The 11,187-nt window shown below is 73.6% G+C and carries 9 protein-coding genes; 6 read left to right on the top strand and 3 right to left on the bottom strand.

Translation table 11 applies throughout. The features are described 5' to 3' along the window. Nucleotides 1–161: 161 nt before the first annotated feature. Both ACFWEP_RS24505 and ACFWEP_RS24500 read right to left on the bottom strand, forming a co-directional pair. Nucleotides 162–374, bottom strand: a complete 213-nt coding sequence (locus ACFWEP_RS24505; RefSeq protein WP_387372910.1) for a MarR family transcriptional regulator — start codon at nucleotides 372–374, stop codon at nucleotides 162–164. A gap of 730 nt (nucleotides 375–1,104) precedes the next feature. Beyond that, on the bottom strand, nucleotides 1,105–1,923 hold the full coding sequence (locus ACFWEP_RS24500) for a TetR/AcrR family transcriptional regulator (protein ID WP_387372909.1): 819 nt from the start codon (nucleotides 1,921–1,923) through the stop codon (nucleotides 1,105–1,107). A 319-nt stretch (nucleotides 1,924–2,242) separates the two neighbouring features. Between ACFWEP_RS24500 and ACFWEP_RS24495 the strand changes: the two genes are divergently transcribed. Beyond that, nucleotides 2,243–3,253, top strand: a complete 1,011-nt coding sequence (locus ACFWEP_RS24495; RefSeq protein WP_387372907.1) for a hypothetical protein — start codon at nucleotides 2,243–2,245, stop codon at nucleotides 3,251–3,253. A 72-nt stretch (nucleotides 3,254–3,325) separates the two neighbouring features. Here ACFWEP_RS24495 and ACFWEP_RS24490 read toward each other — a convergent pair whose 3' ends face one another. Then, a complete protein-coding gene (locus ACFWEP_RS24490; protein ID WP_387372906.1) occupies nucleotides 3,326–4,261 on the bottom strand; it encodes a sugar phosphate isomerase/epimerase family protein in 936 nt (311 codons plus the stop codon). 190 nt (nucleotides 4,262–4,451) lie between these two features. On the opposite strand from ACFWEP_RS24490, the gene iolC reads away from it, so the two are divergent. The 5 genes from iolC to ACFWEP_RS24465 all read left to right on the top strand — a co-directional run bounded on the left by iolC (nucleotide 4,452) and on the right by ACFWEP_RS24465 (nucleotide 11,086). Further along, the gene (gene iolC / locus ACFWEP_RS24485) at nucleotides 4,452–5,636 is read left to right on the top strand and encodes a 5-dehydro-2-deoxygluconokinase (RefSeq protein WP_387372904.1); all 1,185 of its coding nucleotides are present in this window, start codon (nucleotides 4,452–4,454) and stop codon (nucleotides 5,634–5,636) included. After that, a complete protein-coding gene (locus ACFWEP_RS24480; RefSeq protein WP_387372902.1) occupies nucleotides 5,633–6,592 on the top strand; it encodes a deoxyribose-phosphate aldolase in 960 nt (319 codons plus the stop codon). The genes iolC and ACFWEP_RS24480 overlap by 4 nt, the downstream gene beginning before the upstream one ends. Further along, entirely contained in the window at nucleotides 6,589–7,485 is an 897-nt protein-coding gene (iolB, locus tag ACFWEP_RS24475; RefSeq protein ID WP_387372900.1) for a 5-deoxy-glucuronate isomerase, read from the top strand. Before ACFWEP_RS24480 ends, iolB begins: the two co-directional genes overlap by 4 nt. Beyond that, nucleotides 7,482–9,425, top strand: a complete 1,944-nt coding sequence (gene iolD / locus ACFWEP_RS24470) for a 3D-(3,5/4)-trihydroxycyclohexane-1,2-dione acylhydrolase (decyclizing) (RefSeq protein ID WP_387372898.1) — start codon at nucleotides 7,482–7,484, stop codon at nucleotides 9,423–9,425. The genes iolB and iolD overlap by 4 nt, the downstream gene beginning before the upstream one ends. Nucleotides 9,426–9,583: 158 nt before the next feature. After that, complete coding sequence (locus ACFWEP_RS24465) at nucleotides 9,584–11,086, top strand: CoA-acylating methylmalonate-semialdehyde dehydrogenase (protein ID WP_387372896.1); 1,503 nt, start codon at nucleotides 9,584–9,586, stop codon at nucleotides 11,084–11,086. The last annotated feature ends 101 nt before the right edge of the window (nucleotides 11,087–11,187 follow it).

The raw sequence follows: 11,187 nt of genomic DNA, 5'->3' as shown, positions 1-11,187 counted from the left end.
ATCGCGCCCGGCCGGGGGCGGGGGGCGGGGCGGGGGGGGGCCGCTCGGGGCGCGGGGGGGGGGGGGGGGGGCCCCCCCCCCCCCCCCGCCCGGCCGCACTGGCCGGCTCCGCTCGCGCCCCTCGCTCGGCCCGCCCGGACGGTCCGGGCCGCACGATCCGCTCAGGTCGCCCGACTCGCGAGCGTGCGGCTCCGGTTGCCGGGGCGCAGAGCGACCCAGTGGCGGACGGTGTCCGGGTACCAGTAGGGCCGACCGTCCCGCACCTGGTCGGGGGCAGGCAGGAAGCCGCTTTTGCGGTACGAGCGCACGGTGTCCGGCAGGACCCGGATGTGCGCGGCGATGTCCTTGTAGGACCAGAGCGTGCTGTCCGTCATCGAGTGTCGCCTCTCTGTACGTCGCCGCACCGCGGTGGCGTTTCGGGCCTGAGGGGCGCCGCGGTGCGACAGTTGACGATCAGTCAGTGGTGACCTGTCGAACGACCGGGAGAGCCCGCTTCCGGGGGTTGTCGCGCATCTGTGACGCACGCCGTACACAACCGGTACATGTAGGGCGAAGACGGGCGGTCGCTGCTCGCTGCATACCCCACGGCCCGCAGCCGCAGCCCGTGGCCCGCACTTGTTGCCCGCAGCCCCAGCCCGCACGGTTCGCACCCCCGGGCCGCACGGTTCGCACCCCCGGGCCGTTGCCCCCGGTCCGCACGGTCCGCACCCCAGCCCGTTGCCCGCACCCCCGGCCCGCAACCCCCAGCCCGCACGGTCCGCACCCCCAGCCCGTTGCCCGCAGCCGCAGCCGCAGCCGCAGCCGCAGCCGTAGCCGTAGCCGTAGCCGTAGCCGTAGCCGCAGCGGCAGCGGCAGCCGCAGCCCGCACCCCCGGCCCGCAACCCCCAGCCCGCACGGTCCGCACCCCCAGCCCGTTGCCCGCAGCCGCAGCCGCAGCCGCAGCCGCAGCCGCAGCCGTAGCCGCAGCCGTAGCCGCAGCCGCAGCCGCAGCCGCAGCCGTAGCCGTAGCCGTAGCCGCAGCGGCAGCGGCAGCCGCAGCCCGCACCCCCGGCCTGTTGCCCGCGTAGCGACGTGGCCCGCGAGGATGGCCCCCCGCCCGGCGCGTCAGGATTCCGGCAGTCCCACGGCGTGCACGAATGCCTCGGCGAAGGCGTCGCACATCTCCTCGACGGAGGGGATCGCGAGGTCGGGGACGAGTTCCAGGGTCGGCCGGAGCAGGAGGTGCAGGAGCAGGGGGCTCGACAGCTGGTGGATGAGTGCGATGAGTGGCAAGTCGCGGATGCGGCCCGCCTCGACCTCGAGGGCCAGCCACTCGCCGATGCTCGAATAGAGGCGCGGGACCATGTGGCGCGCGAGGGCCTCTGCGGCGTCGTTCCCGGGGCGGGCGAGGACTTCGGCGAGGATCGCGGGGAGCACCCGGGGTTCCTGTCCGACGACCTCGGCGAGGTGCGTGTAGATCCTGCGGACGGTGCTCCGCAGGTCCCCGGGGCGGGTGGCCAGGACCTCTTCGATGTTCACGAACGGGCCGTACCGCTCGAAGATGGCCTGCATCATCCCGTCCCGGCCGCCGAACGCGGCGTAGAGGCTGTGCACCGAGCAGCCGGCCGCCGCGGCGACGCGTTCGAGGGAGAGCGCTGCCAGCCCGTCGTCGCTGATGAGTGCGGCCCCCGCCTCCACTGCGCGCTCGCGCACGGGTTTGTGGCCGCCGGGGTCGACACCGGCGGCCCGGACCGCTTCGTCGAGAGCGTGCCGTGCGCCACCGAGGCGGCGCAGCAGGGTGCTGCGGGAGATGCCCGCCTCATGCGCGATGGCCTGCATCGACACGTCGGCGACGGCAGACCCGCGCGCCCGCGATGCCCGGAGGGCCGCCTCGACCAGGTCGGACGGCACCTGGACGGCGGGGTGGAGCTCTTCGTTTGACACACGCATCAATGTACCTTGTATTCTTGTATCAAGACCTCGGGTGAGGCTGAGGAAGGGCTCGTGCGTCCTCGCCCACCCGCATCGTTTCCGCCGCCCCGCCGTGCGGGGGCGTACGTCCGGCGACGGCTCCAGCGGTGAGGTGCTCGGCTTTCCGCCGTCAACCTCTTCCCGCCGCTTTCCTGCTGCTTCTCTCCCCCCGCAATGTCTTTCCCCCGGCAAGTCTCCCCGCCGCTTCTCTCTCCCCGCATGTCTCCCCGCCGCGCACGCCACGACGGCCCGACATGCGTCCACTCACCGGCCAACCGCGAGGAAATCCACCATGACCCAGCACATCACCCCGCCCGCACCGGCCGGGCAGGCGCGCAACCTCCTGGTCGTCGTCGTGGGCCTGGCCGCCGTCGTGATCCTCATGCTCTGCGCCTTCGCCCTGCCCTCGGTGAACAGCGGCCCCCACGAACTCCCCGTAGGAGTGACCGGATCCGCGCAGGCGACCAAGGCCGTCACGGGCGCTCTCTCCGGCGACGAGTGGAACGTCACCACCTACGACGACGAGGCGGCCCTCAAGTCGGCGATGGAGAACCGCGACGTCATGGGCGGCATAGCGATGACTCCCGGGCACGTCACCGTCTACACCGCCACCGCCGGAGGATCGCAGCCCACTGCGGCCGTGACCGCCATGGGCGACGGGATCGCGCAACAGCAGCATGCCGAGGTCACCGTCACCGACCTCAAGCCCTTCTCCGCCGACGACCCGAAGGGCGCGGGCTTCGCCGCCGCGGCCTTCCCCATGATCTTCGGCGGCATGATTCCCGCCGTGCTCCTCACGCGTCTCTTCCCGGGGCACTCCGGACTCCGCCGCCGCCTCACCGGAGGTGCCGGGTTCGCCCTGCTGGCCGGATTCGCGGTCACCGCCTTCCTCCAGTTCGGCACCGGCTCCCTCAGTGGTGGCTACCTGCTCAGCAGCCTCGGGATGTCCCTGGGCCTGGCGGCCTTGGTGATGACCCTCCTCGGCCTCGAAGCGCTGATGGGCATGGCCGGGTTCGGCCTCGGCGCCGCCGTCGTCATGCTCCTGGGCAACCCGCTCTCCGGGCTCGGCAGCGGAGCCCACTGGCTGCCCGGCGGCTGGGCCGCCCTCGGGCAGATCCTCCCGCCGGGGGCCTCCGGGAGCCTGCTGCGCGCCAACGCGTTCTTCGACGGCACCGGGGCCGGTACACCCGCTCTCGTGCTGGGCTGCTGGGTCGTGTTCGGCCTCGCCCTGATGCTGGTCGCGGACCGACGCGGCCCCAAGGCCCCGGTCGTCGTGCCGGAGCAGCAGGCGCAGTCGGTATGACGTAAGCGGCCGGCCGGCCCGGTCGTACGGGCGAGGCGGGGTGGAACGCGCAGGGGCCGCGCTCCACCCCCGTCACGGCGTCACGGCGCTGGGCGGCGGGGTGCCGCAGGAGCGGAGGTAGGCGCGGGTGCGGCGGGCGATCGGCAGCGGGGCGTCGGGGGCGCAGGGGTACATGTCCTGCTCGACGATCGCGAAGAGGTCGGTGCCGATCGCCCGCGCCGCTTCGAGCACCGGCTCCAGTGCCGGGACCCCGCGCGGCGGTTCGCACATCACGCCCCGGGCGACGGCCGGCCCGAAGGGCAGCTCCTCGGCGATCACCTTCGCCAGCACCTCGGGGTCGACCTGCTTCAGGTGGAGGTACCCGATCCGCTCCCCGTACGTCCGCAGCAGTTCGACGCTGTCCCCGCCGCAGTAGGCGTAGTGCCCCGTGTCCAGGCAGAGGGAAACCAGGCCGGGGTCGGTGGCGTCGAGGAACCGGTTGACGTTCTCCTCGCTGTCGATGTGGGTGTCGGCGTGCGGGTGGACGACGATCCGCAGCCCGTACCGCTCCCGCACCTCCCGGCCGAGCCGCTCGGTCTGGGTGGTGAGGTCGCGCCACTGCGCGGGGGTGAGAGTGCGGTCCTCCCGTACCTCGCCGGTCTTGTCGTCGCGCCAGAACGACGGGATGACGACGAGGTGTTCCGCGCCCATCGCCCGGGTGAGCTCCGCGATCCCGGCGACGTGCTCCCAGGTCCGTTCCCAGACCTCCGGCCCGTGGTGCAGCCCGGTGAACACGGTTCCGGCGGAGACCGAGAGCCCTCTGCTGCGGGTCTCGTCGGCGAGCCGGGCGGGATCGGTGGGCAGGTAACCGTACGGGCCCAGCTCGATCCACTCGTACCCGGCCGCCGCGACCTCGTCCAGGAAGCGCTGCCAGGGCACCTGCTGCGGATCGTCCGGGAACCAGACGCCCCAGGAGTCGGGCGCCGAGCCGATACGGATGCGGGAGGGGACGGGTGCGGAACGGGTCATATCGGCCACCCTCGGCCCCTGTCCCGGTGGAGTCAAGGGCGCGTCCGCATGTCCCGGCCAAATGTTGAGGGTGTTCCGGGGTAGGGCTGTCCTGTGGTCCGCGGTGCCTGGGGCGCGCCCCGGGCGGGCCCGCGTCCGGGGCCCCGGACGCGTCGTCCCGCGCTCCGGCGGGCAGGGAGAAGGGACACGTATGCCTCGGCCGTACGACCTGATCACCATGGGACGCATCGGTGTGGACATCTATCCGCTGCGGACGGGAGTGCCCCTCGCGCAGGTCGACACCTTCGCCAAGTTCCTCGGGGGCTCGCCCTCCAACGTGGCGGTGGCCGGTGCCCGGCTCGGACTCCGGACCGCCGTCGTCACCCGCACCGGACGGGACCCCTTCGGCGGGTATCTGCGCGAACAGCTGCGGGAGTTCGGGGTGGACGACCGGTGGGCGACCGAAGTGGCCGCGTACCCGACCCCGGTCACCTTCTGCGAGCTGTTCCCGCCCGACGACTTCCCGCTCTACTTCTACCGCCTGCCCAAGGCGCCCGATCTGGAGATCCACGCGGACGAACTCGACCTGGACGCGGTGCGCGCCGCCCGGATCTTCTGGGTCACCGGCACCGGCCTGAGCGCCGAACCCAGCCGCACCGCGACCCTCGCCGCCCTCGCCGCGCGTACGGGCGGCCCCCGTACGGGCATGGTGCCGGGCGCACCGGAGCGGCGGCCGGTCACCGTGTTCGACCTCGACTGGCGGCCTATGTTCTGGGCGGGCGGCGACACCGACACCGAGGCTCCCCGCCGCTACCGGGAGGCCCTCGCGCTCGCCACCGTCGCCGTCGGAAACCTCGCGGAGTGCGCCGTCGCCACCGGGGAGCACGAGCCGTACGCCGCCGCCCGCGCCCTGCTCGACGCCGGGGTCGAACTCGCCGTCGTCAAACAGGGGCCCGAGGGGGTGCTCGCCGTGCACCGCGACGGTACGGTCGCCGAAGTGCCCCCGCTCCCCGTGCGGGTCGTCAACGGACTCGGCGCGGGGGACGCGTTCGGCGGGGCACTCTGCCACGGGCTGCTCGCCGGATGGGAGACCGAACGCGTGATGCGGTACGCCAACGCGGCCGGGGCCATCGTCGCCTCCCGCCTCGCCTGCTCGTCCGCGATGCCCTTCCCGGCCGAGGTGGAGCACGCCCTCGCCCTCGGAGAGGTCCCGGACGGACCGGAACCCGTGCTCCCGGACGGTCCGGAACCCGTGCTCCCGGACGGACCGGAACCCGGGCTCCCGGACGGACCGGACCGACCGGGCGGACCGCATGGAGCGGGCGGGCCGGACCGACCCGGACCCGGGCTCGCGACGTCGTCCGCCCCCACTTTCCCCACCGGGGCCGACGCGTGAGCCCCGCCGCCTCCTCGCTCGCCGACCTCGTGACGCTGCGTGCCGAGCACCCGGAGGCCATCGAGGAGGCTGCCGCCCGCAGGCGCCGCAGGGCCCTCGTACGCCCCGGCGAACAGCTGCTCGTCATCGCCGCCGACCACCCCGCGCGCGGCGCGCTCGCCGTCGGAGGCCGGGCCCTCGCCATGGCGCACCGTTTCGAACTCCTCGAACGGCTCTGCCTCGCCCTCTCCCGCCCCGGCGTCGACGGAGTGCTCGCCACCGCGGACGTCGTGGACGACCTGCTGCTCCTCGGCGCCCTGGAGGACAAGGTCGTCATGGGCTCGCTGAACAGGGGCGGTCTCGCGGGGGCCGCCTTCGAACTGGACGACCGCTTCACCGGCTTCCGCCCCCTCGACCTCGCCCGGCGCGGGTTCGACGCGGGCAAGCTGCTGCTGCGCATCGACCACGAGGACCCGGGTTCCCTCGACACCCTGCACACCGCCGCCCGCACCATCGACGCGATGGCCGCCCACCGGCTGCCCGTGTTCGTGGAGCCCTTCCTCTGCCACCGGGAGGACGGCCGGCTCCGTACGGACCTCAGCATCCCGGCCGTCACCACCGCCATCGCCGTCGCCTCGGGCCTCGCCGGATCGTCCGCGTACACCTGGCTGAAGGTCCCGGTCACCGAGCGCCCCGCCGACATGGCCCGGGTGATGGAGACCTCCACCCTGCCCGCCGTGCTCCTCGGCGGCGAGGTCGGCGACGATCTGGACGGCGCGTACGAGCGATGGCGCGGCGCCCTGGGGCTGCCGACCGTGCGCGGTCTCGTGGTGGGCCGGGCGCTGCTCTACCCGCCGGACGGGGACGTCGCGCGGGCCGTCGACACGGCGGCCGGGCTGCTCCGGCGCACCGCCGGCCCGCAAGACCCCCGCCGAACGGCGCCGCCAGGGCCCGGCGGGGGTAGGGAGACTCCATGACGACGTACGACGCCCTCTCGCCCCGGCCCCGCCACCTGCACCTGAGGGGCGGTCCCGAAGACGCCCCGTACGCCCTGGACATCGGTCCGGAACGGGCACGATGGGAGCGTTCGAGCCTTCGGGTGCTCGACCTGCCGCCGGGTGGAGTTCACACACTCGTCACCGGGGAGAGCGAATGGATCGTTCTGCCGTTGACCGGCGGCTGTACGGTGCACACGGCAGGTGACATCTTTGAACTCACCGGCCGTGAGAGCGTGTTCAGCGGGGTGGCCGACTTCGCGTACCTACCGCGCGATGCCACCGCACAGATCTCCTCCGACGCGGGGGGCCGCTTCGCCCTGGCAGGAGCGAAGTGCGAGCGACAGCTCCCCGCTCGCTACGGTCCCGCGTCGGAGGTACCTGTCGAACTGCGGGGCTCCGGGACCTGTGCCCGGCAGGTCAACAACTTCGCCGCCACCGGCGCCTTCCCCTGCGACCGGCTCATCGCCGTCGAAGTCCTCACCCCGGCGGGCAACTGGTCCTCCTATCCGCCGCACAAGCACGACGAGGCCGAGCCCGGCGTGGAGTCCGTGCTGGAGGAGATCTACTACTTCGAACTGGAGCGCGGCGGGCCCGGCTACCACCGTGTCTCCCCCTCCCGCCCAGGCGGCGCGGACGTGCTCGCCGAAGTGCGCGGTGGTGACGCGGTCCTCGTCCCCGACGGCTGGCACGGCCCCTCCATCGCGCCGCCCGAGGGAGCCCTCTACTACCTCAACGTGATGGCCGGACCGGGCGAGGAACGCGCCTGGCTGATCCGCGACCACCCCGACCACGCCTGGATCAGGGACACCTGGGACGCCCGTCCGGCCGATCCCCGGCTCCCGCTGTACGCCGCCCCGGAGGACCGCAGGTGACCGTCCGTCTGACCACCGCGCAAGCCCTGATCGCCTTCCTCGCCCGGCAGTACACCGAACGCGACGGACACCGGCAACGCCTGATCGCCGCCACCTGGGGCATCTTCGGTCACGGCAACGTCGCCGGTATCGGCCAGGCGCTCCTGGAATCCGGGAGCTCCGGAAGCCCCGACGCGTCCGGGGCGTCCCGCACGCCCCGCATGCCCTTCCTCCAGGGCCGCAACGAACAGGCCATGGTGCACGCGGCGGTCGGCTACGCCCGGCAGTCCGGCCGGCTCTCCGCCCACGCCGTCACCACCTCCATCGGTCCCGGGGCCACCAACCTCGTCACCGGCGCGGCCCTCGCCACCGTCAACCAGCTGCCCGTCCTCCTCCTTCCGGGCGACACCTTCGCCACCCGGCCCGCCGACCCGGTGCTCCAGCAGCTCGAACTCCCGCACGCCGGAGACGTGTCGGTCAACGACTGCCTGCGCCCGGTCTCCCGCTACTTCGACCGGATCACCCGCCCCGAAGCGCTGATCCCCGCCGCCCTCCAGGCCGTACGGACGCTCACCGACCCGGTCGCCACCGGCGCGGTCACCCTCGCGCTGCCGCAGGACGTGCAGGCCGAGGCGTACGACTGGCCCGAGGAGTTCCTCGCCGAGCGGGTCTGGCACGTGCGCCGGCCCGCCCCCGACCCGTACGAACTCGACCGGGCCGTCCACGCGGTGCGCGCCGCCCGCCGGCCGCTCCTCGTCGCGGGGGGCGGGGTGCGGCACAGCGCCGCAGAGGAGGCCCTCGCCGCGTTCGCCGCCTCCACCGGCATCCCCGTCGCCACCACCCAGGCGGGCAAGGGCACCCTGCGCCACGACCACCCGCAGGACGTCGGCGGCATCGGCCACACCGGCACCGCCACCGCCGAGGAACTGGCCCGCGGGGCCGACCTGGTGATCGGCGTCGGCACCCGCTGGACCGACTTCACCACCGCCTCCGCCACCCTCTTCCCCGATCCGGCGACCCGGTTCGTCAACCTCAACGTCACCGGGTTCGACGCCCACAAACAGGCCGCCCTCCCGCTCGTCGCGGACGCCCGTGCCGGCTTGGAAGCGCTCACCGCCGCCCTCGCCGCCCACGGCCACCGGGTCGACCCCGGCCACAGAAGCGCGTACACGGCGGCGAAAGCCCGCTGGGAGGACGGGGTGGACACCGCCTTCGCGGCCCCCGACCCCGACGCGGCGCCCACCCAGACCCAGGTCCTCGGCCTCCTCGACGCCCTCGTCGGCGAGGACGACGTCCTCATCAACGCGGCCGGCTCGCTCCCCGGCGACCTGCACCGGCTGTGGCGGGCACGCTCGCCCCGGCAGTACCACGTCGAGTACGGCTACTCCTGCATGGGATACGAGATCCCGGCGGCCATCGGCGTCCAGCTCGCCGCCCCCGGCCGCCCGGTCTGGGCCCTCGTCGGCGACGGTACGTACCTGATGAACCCGACCGAGATCGTCACGGCCGTCCAGGAACGGCTGCCGGTCAAGCTCGTGGTGCTCGACAACCACGGGTACGCCTCCATCGGCGGGCTCTCGGAGGCCGTCGGCGGCGAGCGCTTCGGCACCGACTACCGCCACCGGGACGCCACCGGCCCGTACTCCGGCGACCCGCTCCCGCTGGACCTCGCCGCCAACGCCGCCTCCCTCGGCATGCGGGCCCTGCGCGCCCGTACCGTGGGCGAACTCCGCGCCGCCCTCGCCGAGGCGCGGGCCGCCGACCACCCCGTCTGCGTCCACGTCACGCTCGCCACGCCGTCCGGCCGCTCCGGGGGCCGGACACCGGGCGGAGTGCCGGGTCCGCCTGCGGTTCAGGCGTGGTGGGATGTGCCCGTGGCCGAGACGGCCACCCGCCCGGCGGCCGTGGAAGCCCGCGAGGTGTACGACCGCCGGCGGGCGACCCGGCACCGTCGTCTCTGACGTCCGATCCGAAGTCTCCGATGCGAAGTCCCCGACGTCCGATGCGAAGTCCGGGACGTCCGATGCGAAGTCCGGGACGTCCGATGCGAAGTCCGGGACGTCCGATCCGAAGTCCGAGAAGTCCTCTCCGAAGTCCGAGAAGTCCGAAGGAGATCGTCATGACCAGGACCGTCCACCACTGGATCGGTGGCAAGACCGTCGAGGGCACGTCGGGCGAGTTCGGCCCGGTCACCGACCCCGCGACCGGAGCCGTCACCACCCGCGTCGCCCTCGCCTCCGCCGAGGAGGTGGACGCCGCGGTCACCGCGGCCAGGGCCGCCTTCGCGACCTGGGGCCTCTCCTCGCTCTCGACCCGCACGTCCGTCCTCTTCCGCTACCGCGCGCTGCTGGACGCCCACCGCGACGAGCTCGCGGCCCTGATCACCGCCGAGCACGGCAAGGTGCACTCCGACGCGCTCGGCGAGGTGGCCCGGGGGCTGGAGATCGTCGAGCTGGCCTGCGGGATCACCACCCAGCTCAAGGGGGAGCTGTCCACCCAGGTGTCCGGCGGGGTGGACGTCGCCTCCATCCGGCAGCCGCTGGGCGTCGTCGCGGGGATCACCCCGTTCAACTTCCCGGCCATGGTGCCGATGTGGATGTTCCCGCTCGCCGTCGCCTGCGGCAACACCTTCGTCCTCAAGCCGAGCGAGAAGGACCCGTCCGCCGCGGTGCTGCTGGCCGAACTGGCCGCCGAGGCGGGGCTGCCGGACGGCGTGCTGAACGTCGTGCACGGCGACAGGGTCGCGGTCGACGCACTGCTGTCCCACCCGGACGTGGCCGCCGTCTCCTTCGTCGGCTCCACCCCGATCGCCCGCCACGTCCACGCCACGGCGTCCGCCAACGGCAAGCGCGTACAGGCGCTCGGCGGCGCGAAGAACCACATGCTGGTGCTGCCCGACGCCGATCTGGACGCCGCCGCCGACGCCGCGGTCTCGGCCGCGTACGGCTCCGCCGGCGAGCGCTGCATGGCGATCTCGGCGGTCGTCGCGGTCGGCGCGATCGGGGACGAGCTGGTCGCCCGCATCAAGGACCGCGCGCAGAAGATCAAGATCGGCCCCGGAACGGACCCCGACTCCGAGATGGGGCCGCTGATCACCGCCGCCCACCGCGACAAGGTCGCCTCCTACGTCACCGGCGCCGCCGCGCAGGGCGCCGAGGTCGTCCTGGACGGGACCGGCCACACCGTGGAGGGCTTCGAGGACGGCCACTGGATCGGCATCTCGCTGCTGGACCGCGTCTCCACCGACTCCGACGCCTACCGCGACGAGATCTTCGGCCCGGTGCTCGTCGTGCTGCGCGCCGACACGTACGAGGAGGGCGTCGCCCTCATGAACGCCTCGCCCTACGGCAACGGAACCGCGATCTTCACCCGCGACGGCGGCGTCGCCCGCCGCTTCCAGCTGGAGATCCAGGCCGGCATGGTCGGTGTGAACGTACCGATCCCGGTCCCGGTCGGGTACCACTCCTTCGGTGGCTGGAAGGACTCCCTCTTCGGCGACCACCACGTCTACGGCAACGACGGGGTGCGCTTCTACACCCGCGCCAAGGTCGTCACCACCCGCTGGCCGGATCCGGCCGACGCCCCGTCCGGCGTCGACCTGGGCTTCCCGCGCAACCACTGACCCGCCCCGCGCGAACGTCTCCACCCACGCCTCCACCCCCTGAGACCCGCTCCCGGAGGCGTGCCCCGGACGAACGACGCGGCGCCCCGCGGCTGGATTGC

This window comes from Streptomyces sp. NPDC060198 (genome assembly GCF_042728415.1).
In the GTDB taxonomy this organism is placed as follows: domain Bacteria; phylum Actinomycetota; class Actinomycetes; order Streptomycetales; family Streptomycetaceae; genus Streptomyces.
This window is presented reverse-complemented; position numbering and strand designations above follow the sequence as displayed.

Coding starts and splice junctions, on each gene's coding strand:
- ACFWEP_RS24490 (WP_387372906.1), bottom strand. CDS start 4,261: ATGACCCGTTCCGCACCCGTCCCCTCCCGCATCCGTATCGGCTCGGCG.
- iolC (WP_387372904.1), top strand. CDS start 4,452: ATGCCTCGGCCGTACGACCTGATCACCATGGGACGCATCGGTGTGGAC.
- ACFWEP_RS24505 (WP_387372910.1), bottom strand. CDS start 374: ATGACGGACAGCACGCTCTGGTCCTACAAGGACATCGCCGCGCACATC.
- iolB (WP_387372900.1), top strand. CDS start 6,589: ATGACGACGTACGACGCCCTCTCGCCCCGGCCCCGCCACCTGCACCTG.
- ACFWEP_RS24495 (WP_387372907.1), top strand. CDS start 2,243: ATGACCCAGCACATCACCCCGCCCGCACCGGCCGGGCAGGCGCGCAAC.
- ACFWEP_RS24465 (WP_387372896.1), top strand. CDS start 9,584: ATGACCAGGACCGTCCACCACTGGATCGGTGGCAAGACCGTCGAGGGC.